This is a genomic window from Photobacterium sp. GB-36, assembly GCF_003026135.1.
GTDB lineage: Bacteria > Pseudomonadota > Gammaproteobacteria > Enterobacterales > Vibrionaceae > Photobacterium.
Genome location: NZ_PYNY01000001.1, coordinates 164,661 through 185,052 on the forward strand (window position 1 = coordinate 164,661; position 20,392 = coordinate 185,052).

A 20,392-nucleotide genomic window follows, 5' to 3' on the forward strand; every position below is an offset into this window, starting at 1 on the left:
TGATTTAAACATGACTTACGCGCCTGTAACAGACGTATTAAGCGGCAAACTAGCGGTAGACAGTGAAGTTACTGTTCGCGGTTGGGTTCGCTCACGTCGTGATTCCAAAGCTGGGATCTCTTTCCTTGCCATTTATGACGGCTCTTGTTTCGACCCGATTCAGGCCGTGGTCCCTAATGAGTTAAATAATTACCAGGATGAAGTACTTAAGCTTACAACTGGTTGCTCTGTTGAGGTTACCGGTACAATCGTAGCATCTCCTGCTAAAGGTCAAGATTTTGAACTAGCAGCAACCAACGTGAAAGTCGTTGGTTGGGTTGAAGATGCAGATTCTTACCCAATGGCTAAAACTCGTCACTCAATTGAGTACTTACGTGAAGTTGCACATCTTCGTCCACGTACTAACGTGATCGGCGCTGTTGCACGTGTTCGTAACTGTCTATCTCAAGCGATCCACCGTTTCTACCACGAGCAAGGCTTCTTCTGGATGTCTGCACCACTTATCACAGCATCTGACTGTGAAGGTGCCGGTGAAATGTTCCGTGTATCTACGCTAGACATGGCTAACATTCCAATGACTGATAAAGGCGAAGTAGACTTTGACAAAGATTTCTTTGGTAAAGAAACTTTCCTAACAGTCTCTGGTCAGCTAAATGCTGAAGCATATGCGTGTGCACTAAGCAAGGTTTACACTTTCGGCCCAACATTCCGTGCTGAAAACTCAAACACAAGCCGCCACCTAGCTGAGTTCTGGATGGTTGAGCCTGAAGTTGCATTCGCAGAACTTGACGATGTAGCTAAACTTGCTGAAGACATGCTGAAATACGTATTCAAAGCGGTACTTGAAGAGCGTCGTGACGACCTTGAGTTCTTTGCTCAACGTATCGACAAAGACGCAATTTCTCGCCTAGAGAAGTTCGTAACATCTGACTTTGCACAAGTTGATTACACTGATGCAATTAAGATCCTTCAAGACTCTGGCCGTAAGTTCGAGTTCGATGTTGAGTGGGGCATTGATATGTCTTCTGAGCACGAGCGTTACCTTGCAGAAGAACACTTCCAAGCACCTGTAATTGTTAAGAACTACCCGAAAGACATCAAAGCATTCTACATGCGTTTGAATGACGACGGTAAGACAGTAGCAGCGATGGACGTATTGGCACCTGGCATTGGTGAAATCATCGGTGGTTCTCAACGTGAAGAGCGCCTAGACATTCTAGATGCACGTATGATTGAGATGGGTCTAGATCCTGAGCACATGGGTTGGTACCGCGACCTACGTCGTTACGGTAGTGTTCCACACGCTGGTTTCGGTCTAGGCTTTGAGCGTCTAGTCTCTTACGTAACTGGTATGGGTAACGTACGTGACGTGATCCCATTCCCACGAACTCCACGCTCTGCAAACTTCTAATCGTATTTAGTTTAGAATTGCAAAACGCAAAAAGGCTGCCCTATTGGCAGCCTTTCTTTTATCATCCATTTTGAAGAAATCTGATTAACAATGACATTAAACGACGTTAATCATTAAAGTCTAGGTTGTTAAACGGCACAGGTTTTGAGTAATAATACTCTTAAATCTTCTTATCAAGAGATATAATAGGTTGATAATATGAAATAAATTCATTATTTTTTCACCCTACTCCTAATAACTTTTTAATCCCAGCTGAGAATGAAATAGTCAATAATACCCGCTGCGATCAAGCACAATAATAAGAAATATATTAACCAGTAATAATAAATATTTCTCTGGTTTAATTTATCTTTTAAATAACGATTAACGACAACCAGTCCATTCAAATGACCTAAATCAGAACAGATTATGAACCAACTTGTGGGTGTAAAACTATCATCATATTCAGAATGAAAAGATAAACACTTATTACAAAAATGATTGGAAAGTCAATGAGTCCGTTCGAAGTGCTTAGTTTATCAGCTCCTATTTTTACACCAATATAGCGGATATCATGACTATCATATTCTAACACTCTTAATTGTATTTGAGCGGCTTTGCTACACGTCGATATTTTTCGATTTATTGTCTTTCTAACCAATAATCTGTATCTAATTTTTTGCCATAATCTTTTATATCAGAAACAATAGTCGAATAGGTAATAAGGTAAGATAACCAAGATGCAGTTATCTTTTCGAATCCATAACTCATGAAAATAAGAATAGCAGTCAGCTGTCTTGATATTTTTACAATAGGATTAAAAACACCGCTATGACCTTACTCAAAACCCATAAATGTGCTTTAATTGTATCTAATATGAATAAAAAAAATTCGATAGATTTTACTTCTTGATACAATAAAATATCCTCATCAAAGAGATGGCAAATATGATTGAATTTATACTTTTAAGATATAAAATCCCATCCTTAATTTCTTGTATTGATATTGCAAATGTTTGGTAAGTTGACAAATAAAAACAAAAGTTTAATCAGTAGCCTTAAACTTTTCTCTCTTTTATTCATAGGAATATCAGGTGGATATTTCGCTTACAACGCCTTTCATTTAGACGAATTTCATGAGCAATATTTTGAAAAAATTAATTCTATTTACTCTGTAAGTCGACGTTTTAGTTCATACTACAACAATACAAGCACCACCTTTATCCCAAAAGGGTTGCACGATTACAATGACGTTGACGTTTGGGTAAAAAAACCTTCAGATGTGAAATTATTATCAACAGGAATAAACCGTCTACGCTCTCAACTCGATGAGCTTACAGATAATAACATCTGGACGATTGCTGTTTTTGAAAATCCTGCTGACTATGTCCATTTTGATCCCGCTAGACCTCTTTATTTAGAACTTTATAAAAATAATCATGACAACGATATAATAAAGCGAATTATTAAACGAGAGGGTCTTGGTGAAACTTACCGCTATTTTTATGGCTGTAATTTAAAATTGACTGAAAGGTATGTAGAAGAAGGATCTAACCAAAATATCAGATCATTATATTACCCTATCTACAATAATCGTAAGTTAGATGCATTGCTGGCTATTGATATAAAAAGTAACTTACTTCATGAAGCACTTAAAAGTTACAATAACGAATTCAAAACGGTGCTTTATGAAAACCCAGCAAAGCATGGCTATAACATAAAAGAACTATTACCTTGTGCTAGCCAAGATCCCTTTTATGTAGGTGTAAACTTATTGGCTATTTTAAAAGTATCGCTTACGCCTGCATTATTTTTAACCTTCATGATTCAGCTATTACGTTCAAGATTGAAAAGAAGAAAATTTTCGTTACAACGCGATCTTATGACGCATTTCTATCGACGTGATTACTATGAGAAAAAGCTTCTTTCTCAAAAAAGCTTCTATTTGTTAATTATTGATATTGATAACTTTAAGTCTATAAATGATACCTATGGTCATGAAATGGGCGATGAAGTAATACGGACTGTCGCGGAAAGAATTAATCAATGTATCCGCCAAAGTGATATCGCTATACGTTGGGGCGGGGAAGAATTTATTTTAAGCTTCCCGGTTATGACAAAAGAGCAATTAGAGCTGAAGGCAGAAGAAATACGACATATTATTCAGGTATACCCTATCCATGGGATTGATGTCACAATTTCAATTGGGGGTACGGTGTCGGACACATTATCATTTACTGAAGCATATAAAGTTAGTGATGATGCGTTATATCAGTCAAAACATAACGGCCGTAATCAATCAACGATTATTTAATGACGTTATTGCTGACGACTGCTTACTTTTGATACTAAATTAGCAAATAATGACTGTAATATGCCATCCTTGATAGATCACTCATTGTTCAAGGATGGCAACATGATCACTTCATTTTTATCAAATCATATTCTTACGCTCTCTATTGACCGCCCTTCCGCAAAAAATGCACTTAGCCTTGCTATGTATCAAGATCTTGCTCAACAGTTAGAACGAGCAAAAAATGATGATATCTCCGTCGTTATTATTACAGGCAATGCTAATATTTTTTGCAGTGGTAATGATATTGAAGATTTTATTCAGTTAGCACAGGCAGATAGCACTCAAACACAAAAAAATAGAGCGATTATTGAACGCTTTATGTTCGCTATGATTGACTGTCCTGTGCCTATTATTGCTGCGGTTTCTGGTGCTGCTATTGGAATAGGTATGACACTGTTACAACACTGTGACTTTATTTTTGCCACTCCTAATACAATCTTCACTCTTCCCTTTGTAAAGCTCGGATTATGCCCTGAATTTGGTTCAAGCTTATTATTACCGCAATTACTCGGCGAACGAAAAGCCAAAGCAATGTTACTGCTTGGCGAGGAAATGACAGTAGAAGAAGCGCTATCTCTTGGTTTTATCAATCAAATAACCATTCAACCTGAACAACACGCTGTGCACTGTGCTAATGCACTTATCGCTTTACCTAAAGAAGCATTGCAGCACACTAAAAAACTCCTATCTGACCATTCACGCCAACAGCTAATTGATTGTATTGACAAAGAGAATGACCTTATTTTTAAGCTGATTAAACGCTCAGAAGCAACCAGTGCATTGTCTCGATTTAAGGAAAAAAAAAGTCAGACTTAATTCATGAATAAAAATTATGACTAATTTGTTGCATTTTCTTGTAAAGGTTCTATGACAAAGGGTATAAATAGACATTACCATTTATTAACGCCACGGATGACCAAATATGTTTGAGAAAATTACAGCAGCTCCTGCTGACCCAATTTTAGGTTTAACAGAAGAATTCAAAGCAGATACACGCGCAACAAAAATTAATCTAGGCGTTGGTATTTATAAAGATGAAACAGGTAATACGCCTGTCCTTGCCACAGTAAAAAAAGCAGAAGCTATTTTACTTGAAAAAGAAACAACAAAGTCATATTTAAGCATTCCTGGTACGCCTGAATACGGCCTAGCGGTTCAAGAGCTACTTTTTGGTAACGATGCAACAATCATCACTGAAAAACGCGCACAAACCGCTCAAGCACCTGGTGGTACTGGTGCATTACGTGTTGCCGCTGAATTTATTAAGCGTCAATTGGGTGATGTAAAAGTATGGATCAGTAATCCTACTTGGGCTAACCACCATGGTGTCTTTGGCGCTGCTGGTCTTGAAACACAGCAATACTCTTACTATAACGCTGAAACAAGTGATATTGACTTTGACGCGGCTATTGCTGATTTAAGCCAGGCTAGCGAAGGCGATATTGTTCTTCTGCATGGTTGCTGCCATAACCCAACGGGTATTGATCCAACAACAGAACAATGGCAAGTGTTAGCAAAACTCTGCATTGAGAAAAAACTACTACCAATGTTTGATTTTGCTTATCAAGGCTTTGCACGCGGTGTAGAAGAGGATGCGCAAGGTTTACGCATCTTTGCAGATCAACTGCCAGAATTACTGGTAGCAAGTTCATTCTCTAAGAACTTTGGTTTATACAATGAACGTGTAGGTGCATTTACACTTGTTGGTAAAACTGCAGAGCAAGCAGCCACAGCATTTAGCCAAGTGAAATCTATCGCACGTGTTATTTATTCTAACCCACCAGCTCACGGTGCTGCGATTGTAACAACCATCCTAAACAACGCTGAGCTGCGTGCAGAATGGGAACAAGAAGTTGCTGATATGCGTGATCGTATCCAAGAAATGCGTACGCTATTTGTAGCAACATTAAAAGAGTTAGGTGTCACTAACGACTTTAGCTTCATTGAACGCCAAAACGGTATGTTCTCGTTCTCTGGTTTATCAAAAGACCAAGTTACACAACTTAAAAATGATTTTGCTATTTATATTGTTGGTTCAGGCCGTATTAGTGTTGCGGGTATGACAAAAGATAATATGATGCCTTTATGTAAAGGTATTGCTGCCGTCTTATAATATAAAAGATGAGCAATAAAAGAGGACATTATGTCCTCTTTTTTATTTCCTACCGTAACAGCTATATGTCTTTTTTATGCAAGTTTGACTAATTTAAACAACATAAAATTAGCCAGATTTATTTAATGGTAATACATTACAATATAAATCTCGCTCGTAATTTCTATTTAGTTGTTCCTTCCAAGGCCTTTTTGCAATAGGAACAAGATAGAACATTTCACGTGTAGTATCAGTTACAAAAGCCATATTATGGCGCATCACTTCATAGTGAATATCATGAACAAACCCTAACGAGAAACTTTGTCTACCCGTTAATATATTTATATCTTCCCGCGTTAAAGAAACGCCTTGATTATCTTCAGCAAAACGATCAATCAACCAATCTGAAAATTCTCTCGCACTTATCATTGTCATAGATCATTAACTCCAAATGCTTCGAGCTCCTTGAAATTAACATCCAAATAAACGCTATATAAAACGTAAGCTAATAAATATTAAACGTAATCTAATAAATTATGGATATTAATTCATTATTATATTTATAGCATTAAAATAATTATTATTATAAATAATCGGAACGATGCATAAATAATAAAGTAGAACTTAATATTAGCAGAAGAAAATATTTTAGAAGGGATATAAATAAGAATAAAAACCCCCGCTTCTTAAAAAGAAGCGGGATTGGCTGATTAAAGTGCTTTGTATAAAACTTTGTTGCCAGCCAATTGGATGCGCTCAACTAACCCTTCTTCGGTCAATTTTTTTAACGCACCTGTAGCCCAAGAAGCCGCTTTCGCATCTTCCTGGCCAGCTTCTAAGCCAATGCCTTTAGGGTTTAAACCTTCAGCATTTTTCACAACAATATCTAACACTTGTTGCTGCTTAGGAGTTAATGATACTGCCGTTGTTGCTTTAGCAGGTGTCGGTTTAACTTCTTTTTTTGCTTCTACAGCTTTTGCCGCTGGTGCAGCTTTCACTGTTTCAACACTTGGTGCTTGTTTAGCTGCTTTTTTAGGCGCTGCTTTGGTCGCTAATTCAGCAAAAACAGGCGTCTGTTTTTGAAGTTTTAGCTGTACTTTACGTTTGTGAGAGATTCTCATTAAATTTCCTACTCCGTTGCACTACTTTCAGTCACCACTATGCCAGCGGGAAAAAGTAAGCGCGTTTTATATCAAGTATGTCAGAGAAATGCCAGCAAACGACGACATATCAACCGATAAATATGATTTTAAGCAAAAAATTCCTTCTATATTCTTCATATATACTTAATAAGTACAAAACATGTAGGCATCTATCATGAACATGCCGTTGATGTGCAATATTTTGAGTAATCAAAACGATCGCTACGCATTTCCATAACGTAAGATAAATTGATGATTTGATTTGGAGTAAAACAATGGAAACCTATCATGTAAAGTCAGCCCCTATTACCCCTAATGTAATGCTGTTTGTTTTTTGTTTTACAGCGTCGATTAGTGCTAGCTGCCTTACCTTTTTTATTCCTAATATGACACTGCAAACAACCATTTTTACCACTATTATTATTGGGGTTAGTGCCGTTATCGTTATTCGTTACATCTGTGACTCAAAATATCTGTTCACACTTACATTCATGCATTGCCAATATCATAGTCGTTACGGTGGTTGGTCAACCACTTGGAATAATATATCTCAATTAGGTAAAGCTGAAATAAACCACCAAGGCTGGCAACAGCCTGTTCCTTGGATCGGTATTAAACTCAACGATTATGATGATTTTATTAACAGCATCAGTCCTCGATTGGCCGCACGCATTATTATTGAGCAGCGTATTTTATTAGTTATGGCCATTAAAAATAGTGACGTTGCGAATAACACAATAGAAGATGTGTTATTTGATGATGAACCTTACCAAACGCCAAATGGTCATGTCTTTAAAGGCTTAAGAGCGATGCTAGCACACCGTATGAAATATAATCGTGAGTTCTTAGGCTTTGATTTCTTCATCTCTGAAGACACATTAGATAGGCCAATTAATGATTTTATTGGCCTATTAAGGCGTTATAAAGCGGCCGCTATACGCCAATAGCGTCGCCATGTTGCGCTCTTAAAAATGGTAATAACAATAACCCTATCGCAGCAGCCGCTACAGAAATAACGACAAAGAATCCCATCCAATGGTAATGCTGCATAATTATCGCTAATGGGTAACCCGCAAGTGCTGCGCCCATATAGGCAAATAGCCCTACAAATCCGGTTGCAGCACCGACAGAGTCTTTATGTGAACACTCAGCCGCCGCCATCCCAATAAGCATTTGAGGGCCAAATACAAAAAAGCCAATCGTAAATAAACACACCGCCTGTAAAACAAAGCTCGAGATTGGAATTAACCACAGCGCGGCGACAGACAAAAAGATACCGATTGAAAACAATAAGATCATCGGCCCGCGATTGCCTGAGAATATTTTATCCGATCCCCACCCAGCCACCAGCGAGCCTAAAAAACCACCAATTTCAAATAATGACAACGCGCTATTAGCCGTGATCAAGCTATAACCATATTGTTCGGTAAGGTATAAATTACCCCAGTCGTTAATCGCTGTCCGAACGATATAGACCAGAATATAGCTAAGGCTTAATAGCCAAATATATTTATTATTCAGTACATAACGAAACAGGATCTGCTTTTGTGATAACCCCTTGCCTGTATTTTCATGGGCAATTTCTAAGTGATCTTTGCGCCAGTGTCCAATACTGGGTAATCCCATTGACGTCGGTTTATCGCGTAAACGCCAACAAAGAAATAAACCGATAACCACAGCAATGATGCCAGGAATATAGAAACTGTAACGCCAGCCAAAATGGAGCACAGTGAAACCAACAATAATGGGGATCATTGCGCCCCCCATATTATGTGCAGTATTCCAGATAGACCACCACCTGCCACGCTCAGAGCGTGAATACCACGTTGTTAATAACTTGGAACAGGCAGGCCATCCCCAGCCCTGAAACCATGCATTTAATATCCATAATATGCTGAGCGCGACAATCGAACTAGATAAGCCAAATAGAATATTAATTACACCGGTCGCAATCAGCCCAATACCCATAAAGTAACGAGGATTAGAACGATCACTAACAATCCCAGAGATGAATTTCGAGCAGCCGTAAGTGATATAAAATAATGTGCCCATTAGGCCAATATCGGCTTTATCCCACCCCAAATCAGTAATAATTGCAGGCATGGCATAACTGAAGTTTTTACGGGTTAAATAAAAGGCAGCATAACCAATATACATACTCACCATAATGTGAATACGCCAATAACGATAACGTTGAGCCGTGTCTTGAGTCGCGTCTATATTCATAATTCTATTATCGTCTAAAGGTTCTAAACCTATGAGAGAGAGCTAAGCTGTGGCAGTACAACACGAATGTTAGTCCCAGCTAAAGGCGGATGGTCATAGTACATCTGTAATTCAGCTTTTGGCTGAGTATGACTGGTAATAACACACTGACCGCCTAATGCTTCAATACGCTCTTTCATCCCACGTAAACCAAAGCCTTTCAATGTATCACTGGTTTTAAAACCCACGCCGTTATCTTCTATTTCCATCGTGATATTGTCATCAACCGACAATGTGATCAGCACTTCCGTTGCCTTTGCATATTTTGCAATATTATTAAGTGCTTCTTGTGCGACACGAAACAGCGTGATTTGCAGCATATCTGACATCACATCATCAATACCTTTTGGATAAGACATTGCGACATCAACCTCTTGTGCTTCAAAGTGTAAATCTCTGATCACTTGTTCAATCGCTGCTTTTAAGCCTAAATCATCCAGTGTTTTTGGTCGTAATTGCGACAATAAGCCTTTTGTTGTGTCATAAATATTTAGCGATAATTGCTCTATCGAAGAGGCACAAGATTCACCAGCCTGTGATGTTTCGACACGTTTTAAAATACTGGCTTGAGTGCGTATTGCGGTAATATTTTGTCCAATTTCGTCATGTAATTCTCGCGCGATATTTTGTCTTACAGACTCTTCAGCCGTAACCAACTGACGTGATAAGGAATAATTGCGTTTTAATTGTTTCGACAGTTTTTTATTTAAATCTCGCTGATGTTGGATCCCAATCCCCAGCAAGATCCCGGTGATACTTTGTGCTGATAACGACAACAACAAATCAACGGTTTCAATTGAACTCACTTCACTACGAACAGCAATTAAAGCAATACTATTAAGTAAGGTGCCCAGTAATGCCCCTTCCCAACCATAACGAAACGCTAATACTATAATCGGAATTGCCAAACAAAATGGCGCAAACAAACTCAATTGCTCAGGTAAATGCACCTGCAATAAGATGTTGGCAATGAATAATAGGCAGAAAAAGAACAGATGCTGGCTACGAAATTCAACCGGACGAGAAACCACATCGACTGTTAATGGTATCCACTCCTTTTGAAACAAATAATTCCAAATCAAATAACAGCTCGGTACCAACATTAAGCCGCTCGTCATACTAATAAGGAAAATAAAACCGAGTCGGCGAGTATTGAAAAGGTCAAACAAGTGCACCCCATTCAATACCAGCATATTGATCAGTGCTAATGTTGTTATCGCTATAGCCATAACAGTAAGTAACCGCCACTGCACACCTTTATAGTAACGCCGCGCAAGTAAGGTGACAGGTATCGATAACATACTGGCAATAAATAAAGCCAGCCAACTATATTGCGGCAAAGATAATGCCAGTAATAGTAATCCGCTCCATTCTGCACTATAGATAGCAAGCCAATACTTTTTAGAGCTATGAAGAGTTAAACCAAGCCTAAGTGCAAAAGGAAAAAACACCGTTGCGAGAATAGGATCCATAATGAAGTAGTATGAAATACCCCATAAGCAGAACCAACTACAGCAAACAAATAACCAAACACAAAGTGATGTTAGGCTAAAGCTACGCACTAGATAACATCCCCGCTAAAGAACTTAGCAAGCTCAACGTTATTTTTTACGTCCAATTTATCCATCGCATTCGCACGATGAACATGTACCGTTTTATGGCTTAAACCCAATTTTACCGCGACGGCTTTAACATCAAGCCCTGTTGCGAGTAATTCACTAATTTGATGCTCACGTTTCGTCAATGTTCCTAATGCTTGTTTATTACAATTAGGTGAGACTAAATTAATCGCGATATCAGGAGTTAAATAACAACCGCCTTGCGCTGCTGTTCTCACTGCTTGAACTAATTCATCAGGGCTACAACGTTTACTTAAAAAACCTTTAGCGCCGAAACTTAATGCTTTTTCTACTACCGTTGCAGAGTCATGAACACTCAGCATAATACTGGCAATACCTGATGGAAGATCTTCAAGTAACGTTAAACCACTTTCGTTAGGCATAGAAATATCTAAAATACATACCGTAGCATCTAAACCAGGTAAACCTACTCGCGCTTCTGCAGCAGAGCTGAACTGTCCAACAACCTCCATATCAGGCTCTAAAGCTAATAGCTGAGCAAAGCCAGAACGCACAATAACGTGGTCATCAACCAAAGCAATTTTGATCATTACCTGAATACCTATAGAGAAAAACGCCATAAACTACCCTTTCATATTACTGTGAGCAAGTGCTTTACTTGAGATTTATTCCCTATTGGCATTCATAAATACATGGATACAAAAAAGCGCTTTGGTGATCAAAGCGCTTTTCTAAAACATTAGCTGCTAATTAGTTAGTTGCTAATTGCTGGTTTTCTTTCTTTTCACGGTAAATCTTACGCTCTTCAAGGACAGCAACAATTGCCATGATCACACAACAAATGACCGCAGCCGTATCTAGCGCAACGAATGTACCCGCCCAACCTGTTTGACCGAAAATAGGCGTACCATCAGCGATCATACCTAAACCTAATTTCGCAAAGCTATCACCGATTAGGTAAGCAAACGTACCTTTAATACCATCGGCAACCGCGATACCTTGCTTAGGAACAAAGCCAACTGCCGCAACACCAATAAGAAGCTGTGGACCAAAGACTAAGAAACCAAGTGCAAATAATGATGCTCTGTAAGCAAAAATTGTATCCGCATGTTGGTAGAAACCTAATGTTGCAATCACACCAATAAGAGCAATACACGCAACTAAGCCACGACGACCATTGATTAAGTCAGAGAAGAAACCCCATAAACATGTGCCGATCAATGCGCCCGTTTCGAACATGGTGAAACCAGAAATAGCGGTTTCTTTATCAAAGCCAAGTATTTCGTAACCGTATACCGTTGACCACTGGTCGATACCAATGCGTACCACGTAAAGAAATACATTAGCAAAACATAGTAGCCAAATAACCTTGTTGTACAGCACATAGGTTTTGAAGATTTCCAGCTTGCTCATCTGGTTTTCGTTAACCGCTTTATCTTCTTCAGAAATTGGCTCTTCAAATAGCTCCTCAGCGGTACCTAAACCATAAGATTCAGGGCTGTCGTTACCCATGCTAAAACCAATTAACGCAACAACAATTGCAATAATTGACGGTACGATAAACATACCCGCAACATTACCATTAAAGAAGTAGTTTGCACCAAATAGTGCAACACCTGCGGCACCCGCACCACCGATGTTGTGCGAAATATTCCACATACCAAGGAACGTACCGCGGTTCTTTTTACTGGTCCATTTTGAAATAGTGGAGTACGAGTTAGAGCCACCCACACTTTGGAATAAACCCGATAATGCATACAGGCCAATCATCATGTAAAACGAGCCCATTGATGGCCCCATGACTAAACCAAAGCCCAGCATACATAAACCAGACAATAATAAGCCCAATGGCAAAATATTTTTCGAGTTTTTACCATCACACCAGTAGTTTAATGCTGTTTTACCGATGCCATAAGTAATAGAGAAACCAAGACCAATGGTACCTAGTTGCGTCATACTCATACCGTAATCAGAGATCAGGTCGTTTTGCGCAATATTGAAATTCTTACGGATGAAATACATTACCATGTAGCTAACAAATACTACGAGGTATGAACGTAAGAATGGCGCAAGCCACATTTTCTTACGAACAGCTAAAGGTAAATCAAGCGTTGGTTTTCTTACCTGTGTAAGCAGTTTTAACATGTGAAATCCTCAGATAGTCACTGAAAAATCGATGCTATGGATGTTTTTATGATCAATACGCCCAATCGGAGTACTGTTATTACCATTAACATTCACAGTGCAGGGATCACCATCATTCAAAAACGTGTGATTAAATTGGGATATACCAATAAAAATGGATAGATGATCATTGCCGAGGATTTTATCGATGCCTAACCGTTGAGGCATGAGAAGGCGACCTAAAATAACTAGGAATAATTCCTAATTCAGGTGAAATTGACGTAAAAATGTGACGGAGCGCAAACTGAAGAGAGGTCGCAAATAGAAGAAAGTGAGGCTATCGCCTCACTTTATAGAATAGAAAATCGCATTAATATAATGGCATTTCATCAGCAACAAATGGGTTTGTTGCTCGCTCATGACCAAATGTCGATAATGGACCATGACCCGGTACAAAAGTCACATCATCACCTAATGGCCACAGCTTAGTTTTAATCGCGTTGATCAATGTTGGATGATCACCACGAGGAAAATCAGTTCGACCAATTCCCCCTTTAAATAGCACATCGCCAACAAATGCAACATTAGCGTCATTGCTAAATAAAATCACATGTCCAGGTGTATGTCCTGGGGTATGGAGAACTTGCAAAGTTTGATTACCGACATGAATTTCATCACCATCGTTTAACCATTGCGTTGGCTCAAATGCTTCCGTCATCGGAAAGCCAAACATTTCACTTTGACGCGGTAGGCCTTGTAGCCAAAACTCATCATCTTTATGTGGGCCAATAACCGGCACATTTAAAGACTGAGATAAAGGCGCTGTACCTCCAACATGATCAAGGTGACCATGGGTTAAAATAAGTTGAGTAACCGTTAACCCTAGTTCGTCAACCACCTTGGTTAATTGTTCAATGTCACCACCAGGATCAACAATCGCCGCTTGGTTTGTTTCATCACACCAAATAATTGAGCAATTTTGCTGAAACGGTGTAACAGGAACAATTTGATACTTAAGACTCATACTCGCTTAACATCCTAGCCATAAACATAAGCCGAAAGAATGCCACGATTATTTATAAAAATATAGCGACGATTTATAGCATCTAATTAACCGCGCCAGTTACGTACCGGACCTGTGTCAATATGCACAAACTGGCTTCCAGGGTAATAACCCACACCACCAATTTTCAGATCCATTGCCGCTTGGCGAACTTTTGATAATGGAACACCTTCAAGATTAAAATCGATAGCTTGTGCCTTCATGTGATAACTCTTTTTCGCCACGCCACCGCTGCGTTTTGCCAACATTTTGTTGGTTTTTGGCGAACGATAGCCCGAAATAAGTTGAGCATAGCCTTCATGGCCTAAATATGTCTGAATTTGTGAGATTGCATCATATAAACGACGATCAATGCGAGCCACTTCATTTTGCCTAAAATCACGACACAGATGATCAATTTGTCTTACCGCAGAGCCGACATACGTTTTTCCATTAAAATACTTTGTTTCTAACTCTTCACCTGTATGAAGATTACGAATCAATAGATCACGAGGATCGGAAGCTTTAAATGGGCTGGCAATTGCTATATTAGGTAATAAACAAGAACCGACAACCGCTCCGCCGAGAGCAAGGAATTTACGGCGATTAATATTAATTTCTGACATACCAACTCATGATAAAAAAACGTGCTATTTATTGGAATAATGCAAGGCGTATACCACCCGCTTTTTCCAGCACGATATCCATCATTAATAAAGTAGTCAAAGAGCCATGTCACATATTTTTAATGGCGAAAGAACTACTATTTATTTTCATGGGGTTATCTAGTTCAGTAATTGTAAGCAGAAATTAACGAACTATTATTTCCTTGATCGCGGTCATACTGATATATGTCACTACGATAATTCACTAAGCCTAACTCATCGACCCACGCAGTCTGATAAATTAAATCTACAGGTACATTTTTACTATCACCTAACACTATCGTGCGCGTTTTTTTACTTTCAGATAAATGATTAAAACGTTCTTCACTACTTCCTGAATATTCTAATAGTATCTTTGCTAAATTTTTTGCCTGTTCAACTCGAATACAACCAGAACTTAATGCACGGTCATGCTTTTCAAATAAAAATCGCGAAGCGGTATCATGTAAATAAATAGCTTGGCTATTCGGGAAATTAAATTTAAATACTCCTAATGCGTTTTTCTTTCCTGGCTTTTGTCTTAAACGATAGGGAAAACGATTCGGTGATAACAAATAATATGGAATTGAATTAATAGCTATTTTTTGTGCATTCTCCCATCCTTTTAGCACTTCATAATTATTGCTAGACAAGTAATTTCGATTTATTCTCACCTTCGGCATAATATCTTTTTTCATAATAGAATGTGGGACATTCCAATAGGGATTAAAGACAACCGATTGAATATCAGAATCAATCATAGGCGTTTGTCTTGATGGGCGTCCAACAATGACTTTACTTCCCAGTACCCTTTCACCGCCAAGCCATAAGTCCATATGATAACTGGGAATATTCACCACAATGCCAGTGTCTGGCTTGACCGACCATAATCGCATACGTTGTGCATTTAGTGCCAATAGCCGAATACGCTCTTTGATATTTAATGCTAACCATTGCTGGGTGTGGGCGCCTATTACGCCATCACTCTTTAAACCGTGTCGCTGTTGAAAACGCTTTACTGCGAGCAAAACAGGGCCTGTTAAATATTTTCTTTTTTGAGTACGTACTTTCTTCGCTTCTAATGCCGTCATATCGCCTAATGTTTCCAGCACAGTGACAACACCCTCAATATTGTTAACATACTGTCCTGGGTGAATATTGCCTTTAAATAAAAAGACAGGCCATCGAGTATCTTTTATCTCGTTAAGTTTATTTAACGCAGTAACAAGCTCTGTATATTCATTATCGAATGGTTTTAACCTAGCAATAAAGTTACGTAAACGTTGTTGTTCATGGCTTGTTAATAATTTGTCTATAAACCCATCAGAAGGTAATGGCAGTATTGTGGGAGGTATATCACCAAATAACCATAAGTTTCCTTTTTTCTGTACCGCTTCAATAAAACCCATATATGCAAATAATGTATCAGTTGCCAGCACATCGTAATAGCGCCAATCATCACTCTTTCGATAACGTTTTAAATTATGATAACGACGGGTTAAATCAGGAGAAACTTTTGTTAATGACAATAAATAAAGTTGATCTTCAAATTCAGCCATAGCAATTTGATCTTGCCACACTTGACTATATCCAATCGTAAAATACAACTCAGCCAATTTATCAAGATACTGAATACCTTGTACATTATTAGCAATATCTGTTACCCAGCCTTTCGCTATTTGATATTGCTGACTAACGGTATGATTATTGCTAAATATTTCTTCACCTGATGAATGTATTAATTCAGACGTAATAATTTGCTTATCTTTTATTTCAAGCGTTTTATTTTCTGTTGTAGAGTGAGATGATAAATCAGATGAAGCTGCAAGATTAATAGAAAATAAGCATAATACAGAGGTGAAATACCAATACTTACAAATAGTCATAGAAGTCCCCAAGCACTACTTCGCTATTACTAATAATAGTATTTAGAGAATTAAATGTAGACGCAATTTAGTTAAAGTTAAATATATCTACAAGAATAGAAAGGAAACGGGGAATTAATAGCAATAATGTTTGCATATTGCAAAAAACAATGCTGTTTCTTAATAAGAAGAAACAGCATTTATAATTAAACCGTAGAAAATACCGTGATTAGACAGCAGACAGTGCCCAATGGTTATCCCACATAATCGCACTTTGTTTTGACGTCTTTTTAAAATGGGTATCAATACTGAGTATTTTCCCTGCGCCTGAGCCAACAACCCAATGGTTATCTAGCATTGCAACGCCAGAAGCATCAACCAAAGGCTTCACCTCAACTAACTCTCGCGTTGATTGATCCCAAATACCGTAACAATTCCCTCTTGGTGAGGTTGCTAATAAATAGCCATCAATCGAACCAATACTGGCAATGTAATGATTAAACCTCAACCATTGTTCATCTTCCGCCAATAAAGAATGCAATGCCTGACCCCGTTGATGGGTTGCCACCAGCGGTGCGGCCTGTTCAGGCTCACCACGATACTGTTGACCGCAAGCTATACCGCCATTATCCATTAAGCTAAGGTGGCGAATACTAAGACGCTTATCTGCAAGTTCAGCTTGATCAACAATCTCACCTCGGCGCTTATCTACATACACTAATGCAGGCTGCATTGAATCAAGGTTTAACGGTGTTCTTCCTTGGGTATGCACCCCTCCAACCCCCACCGCTAAGGTATTATTATCAGCCCAAATCACCTCATGAGGACCAATACCAAAATCGCTAAACTCAGCCACTTTAGGTAAACCTTGCCTAACCTCATAGACCCCAATAATACCGCGACTGGTTGCGGATTCTCCTTCCGTTGTATACAAATACTGACCATCATCAGAAAAAACACCGTGGCCGTAAAAGTAACGATTAGGATCTGCTGCTCGTAAGCCCCACTCTGTACCTGATTTATGATCAAACACTTGAACATATTGCCCAGGACGGCGAGAAAACACCGCGGTTAATGAGCCATTACGTTGCAACGCAATACCATGACCTCGTGCAGGTAGCATAATTTTCAGCAGTGGATTTCCTGATAAATCAGCCACAATAGCTGCAAATTTCCCTGCTGCGGTTCGACTACAACCAATCAGTTTGGGCTGACTGTGTGATTGTACTGAAACACCATGTCTCGCGCTGGCATCACAGCCTGTTAACGACATAAACGGTAAAGCACTCGCTGATGAAAGCGCATAACGTAATAATTTACGCCTCGATAAATTAGTCGCCATCGGTTGCATTAAACCCCATCACAATACCTAGCTCTGCCGCAACATCATCGTGTAACGCTAACTGAATATATTCCAGCCCATTAAACACATTAATTAATTCACGGTATCCAGCTTTTGTTTTGAGTAATGCTCCCATGCTCTTTTCTTGAGGCCAATCGGCTAACAACAGTTCAAAGCGCTGATTAATACGATTTGCGGTGATCTCATGTCCTTCATTAATCAATAAAGCATGTAGACCTTTACCATTGGCTAAATATAACTGGTGTAATGCTTCAACACTCGCTTTTAAACTCACCATTGATGTTTGTGAACGCCACGCTTCCGCTTGATAGGGTTTTGGCTTACCCGGTTTACCCATTGGACGCGTCAGTTTTTTAAGGGTGTAATCAAGCTGGTTATTGAGTGCGCCTAAATATTCACCCAAGGCTAATGGCGGTGGTAATGTTTGCCATGGGTTATGTTTCCACTCTGAGACTAAAGCTGTAGCGGTTTGTACCATATGCCCTGTTATTGCATCGGCTAACTGACAATAATTAGCCTGAGATAACTGCTTTTGCTCTTGAAATAAAAACCACTCAGCAGCACCTAAACCTTGCACAACCACACTTTGATCAGCAATGTCTTGGCTACTAAATGTTTTTTCTGACTGTAATAACTGTTTAAGCTTTCTACCTGTGGTGTTCTTTTTGTCAGGCCAAAATTGCACTTGCCAGCTTAACGCTAAAGCTTCTTCACTACCTTTTTCTCGGCCTTGTAATGCCATCCAGTTTTGCATGGTTGTTAACCATGCCTCTTGCGCCGCTTTTACAGATGCATCACTGTACTGAGTACAAATATGATTCACACTAGCATGCAGTAAACGGGTCGATTGCTGATACTTTGTTGCGGCATCCAATGACAGTTCATAAACAGGCGTAAGATTAAAACCTAACGTCTCCGTAGGTTTTACATTTTCAATCAGTGGCGTTGATTTAGGCTCTGATTGTGAAACGTCAGTACTATCATCAGTACTATCGTCACTACAGCCTGTGGTCATAATACTTAACGCCACTGTACAAACGGTAAGAATAATCTGAGATTGGCTTGTATACTTCTTCATTACAATACCGCTCCTTTTACAGTGAATTTAAAAACGCGACTAATGCTTGGCGATCAGATAACGGCAGTTGCAACACTTTATCGCGGCTTATTTGCGCTTCACCGCCATGCCATAACACCGCTTCCATAACCGTTCGTGCACGCCCATCATGTAAAAAGTTAGTATGTCCGTTCACTTCCTCGGTATAACCTAATCCCCATAACGGCGGGGTCCGCCACTCTTGCCCATTCGCTAAAAACTCAGGACGATTATCTGCTAACCCTTCACCCATATCGTGTAGCAATAAATCGGTGTAAGGGTTGATAGTTTGTTCAGATAACGCTGGAAGATCAGGGACAGTAGCCGTTTTAATATTCGTGCGGTGACAACTTTCACAGCCAATATCAGCAAACAACTTTTCGCCTTTCATAACTTGAGGATCAGTAATATTTCGACGCGCAGGTACCGCTAAATGCTGCGAATAAAATTCAACAAACTTGAGCACTTTGTCTGTGACTTCATGTTTTCCGCCATTAGGCAGTTCTTGGCAAATTGACTGTTTATCGCTACAGTTTTCTTGTTCAAATAACGCACTGGTTAAGCCTAAATCACCATTAAACGCAGCAGCATTTTGTTGCATTAAAGTGGGTTGCCCCGCTTTCCAACCAAAGCGTCCAATCACCGTTTTATTCGCTTGCACATCCCACACTTGGTTTAATTTTCCGCTTACGCCTCTGCCTTCATCGGCTTGTGCAGTAACAAAAGACTTCAATGTCGCCTCTGGGATATGCTCCAACAAACCCAATCCGATCATTGGTGGCGCAATACGTGCAGACAGCATTACATCTTCCACCATTGGGCCATAATTGAGATCCGTAATAGTTAAATTAGGCTTACGTAGGGTTATCACCTCACCGTCAGAAAACGTCACAGGTACATCAGTGTAGGTTAATGCTATTTGCCCTTCTGGTTTAGCTTCAGGCAAGGCAAAATCTTGTAATTGGCCGCCATAAGTCGGCTCTGGAATTGTGCCAGTTTTAATCAACTGTTTTTTCTGGGCATCTGTTAGTGCTGGAATACTTAAACGCACCAGCATAGAGACAGCATTAATATCGCCTTTTTCAGGTGGATGACCGCGCCCATCCTTAATGTGGCAATTCTGACAACCGTTGGTATTAAATAACGGCCCTAAACCATCACGGGCATCGGTTGTTGCAGGGGCTTGTACCCAAGGATTACGAAAAAAACTGTTACCAACACTGAAATCTAATCGCTTAGACATTGGCAAATTACTTGAAGGCAAAGAAAAGGCATTGGCACCTGTTTTTGGCGTGGTGGTATCACCGCCAGATTTAATTTTTGCCAGTTGCTCTTGGGTATACTTTGGTTTTGTATCAGGAAGAGATGATTCTGCCGACGCGATAACAGGCAGTAACCCTAACGACATCAATATCGTTGCTAAATACTTCATAC

The 20,392-nt window shown here is 39.3% G+C and carries 17 protein-coding genes; 5 read left to right on the forward strand and 12 right to left on the reverse strand.

All coding sequences use genetic code 11. From position 1 onward, the window contains the following. Positions 1-10 precede the first annotated feature (10 nt). The 4 genes from asnS to C9J46_RS00760 all read left to right on the forward strand — a co-directional run bounded on the left by asnS (position 11) and on the right by C9J46_RS00760 (position 5,858). Positions 11-1,411, forward strand: a complete 1,401-nt coding sequence (asnS, locus tag C9J46_RS00745) for an asparagine--tRNA ligase (protein WP_107205796.1) — start codon at positions 11-13, stop codon at positions 1,409-1,411. A gap of 990 nt (positions 1,412-2,401) precedes the next feature. Further along, positions 2,402-3,703: a GGDEF domain-containing protein gene (locus C9J46_RS00750; RefSeq protein ID WP_107290394.1), complete on the forward strand. Its 1,302-nt coding sequence runs from the start codon at positions 2,402-2,404 to the stop codon at positions 3,701-3,703. A gap of 102 nt (positions 3,704-3,805) precedes the next feature. Next, positions 3,806-4,561, forward strand: coding sequence for an enoyl-CoA hydratase/isomerase family protein (locus C9J46_RS00755; RefSeq protein ID WP_107290395.1), 756 nt, complete (start codon positions 3,806-3,808; stop codon positions 4,559-4,561). A 106-nt stretch (positions 4,562-4,667) separates the two neighbouring features. Continuing rightward, positions 4,668-5,858, forward strand: coding sequence for an amino acid aminotransferase (locus tag C9J46_RS00760; RefSeq protein ID WP_107205793.1), 1,191 nt, complete (start codon positions 4,668-4,670; stop codon positions 5,856-5,858). 108 nt (positions 5,859-5,966) lie between these two features. Here the strand turns inward: C9J46_RS00760 and C9J46_RS00765 are convergent, their stop codons facing one another. Beyond that, positions 5,967-6,272, reverse strand: coding sequence for a hypothetical protein (locus tag C9J46_RS00765; protein WP_107205792.1), 306 nt, complete (start codon positions 6,270-6,272; stop codon positions 5,967-5,969). Positions 6,273-6,547: 275 nt separating this feature from the next. Then, complete coding sequence (locus tag C9J46_RS00770) at positions 6,548-6,958, reverse strand: MarR family transcriptional regulator (protein WP_107205791.1); 411 nt, start codon at positions 6,956-6,958, stop codon at positions 6,548-6,550. A 296-nt stretch (positions 6,959-7,254) separates the two neighbouring features. Here C9J46_RS00770 and C9J46_RS00775 point away from each other — a divergent pair, with 296 nt between their 5' ends. Then, a complete protein-coding gene (locus C9J46_RS00775; protein ID WP_107205790.1) occupies positions 7,255-7,926 on the forward strand; it encodes a DUF2982 domain-containing protein in 672 nt (223 codons plus the stop codon). Here the strand turns inward: C9J46_RS00775 and C9J46_RS00780 are convergent. The 10 genes from C9J46_RS00780 to C9J46_RS00825 form a co-directional block, all read right to left on the reverse strand. Further along, positions 7,913-9,205 (reverse strand): MFS transporter, encoded by a 1,293-nt coding sequence (locus tag C9J46_RS00780; RefSeq protein ID WP_107245407.1) that lies wholly within the window; start codon positions 9,203-9,205, stop codon positions 7,913-7,915. The two genes, C9J46_RS00775 and C9J46_RS00780, sit on opposite strands and share 14 nt — an antisense overlap. A 29-nt stretch (positions 9,206-9,234) precedes the next feature. After that, positions 9,235-10,806: a signal transduction histidine-protein kinase/phosphatase UhpB gene (gene uhpB, locus C9J46_RS00785; protein WP_107290396.1), complete on the reverse strand. Its 1,572-nt coding sequence runs from the start codon at positions 10,804-10,806 to the stop codon at positions 9,235-9,237. Further along, positions 10,806-11,414 (reverse strand): transcriptional regulator UhpA, encoded by a 609-nt coding sequence (gene uhpA / locus C9J46_RS00790; RefSeq protein ID WP_107205932.1) that lies wholly within the window; start codon positions 11,412-11,414, stop codon positions 10,806-10,808. Before uhpA ends, uhpB begins: the two co-directional genes overlap by 1 nt. Before the next feature lie 160 nt (positions 11,415-11,574). Next, complete coding sequence (gene uhpT / locus C9J46_RS00795; RefSeq protein ID WP_107205787.1) at positions 11,575-12,969, reverse strand: hexose-6-phosphate:phosphate antiporter; 1,395 nt, start codon at positions 12,967-12,969, stop codon at positions 11,575-11,577. A gap of 349 nt (positions 12,970-13,318) precedes the next feature. Beyond that, positions 13,319-13,972 carry an MBL fold metallo-hydrolase gene (locus C9J46_RS00800; protein ID WP_107205785.1) on the reverse strand — a complete coding sequence of 218 codons (654 nt, stop codon included), beginning with the start codon at positions 13,970-13,972 and terminating at the stop codon, positions 13,319-13,321. An 86-nt stretch (positions 13,973-14,058) separates the two neighbouring features. Then, the gene (locus C9J46_RS00805; protein ID WP_199188045.1) at positions 14,059-14,607 is read right to left on the reverse strand and encodes a YcbK family protein; all 549 of its coding nucleotides are present in this window, start codon (positions 14,605-14,607) and stop codon (positions 14,059-14,061) included. A gap of 173 nt (positions 14,608-14,780) precedes the next feature. After that, positions 14,781-16,520: a murein L,D-transpeptidase gene (locus C9J46_RS00810; RefSeq protein ID WP_107245414.1), complete on the reverse strand. Its 1,740-nt coding sequence runs from the start codon at positions 16,518-16,520 to the stop codon at positions 14,781-14,783. A 208-nt stretch (positions 16,521-16,728) separates the two neighbouring features. Continuing rightward, positions 16,729-17,850, reverse strand: a complete 1,122-nt coding sequence (locus C9J46_RS00815) for a DUF1513 domain-containing protein (RefSeq protein ID WP_199187000.1) — start codon at positions 17,848-17,850, stop codon at positions 16,729-16,731. Next, complete coding sequence (locus C9J46_RS00820) at positions 17,831-18,940, reverse strand: imelysin family protein (protein WP_107290397.1); 1,110 nt, start codon at positions 18,938-18,940, stop codon at positions 17,831-17,833. Before C9J46_RS00820 ends, C9J46_RS00815 begins: the two co-directional genes overlap by 20 nt. 16 nt (positions 18,941-18,956) lie before the next feature. Further along, positions 18,957-20,390, reverse strand: coding sequence for a di-heme oxidoredictase family protein (locus C9J46_RS00825; protein WP_107290398.1), 1,434 nt, complete (start codon positions 20,388-20,390; stop codon positions 18,957-18,959). Between the last annotated feature and the right edge of the window lie 2 nt (positions 20,391-20,392).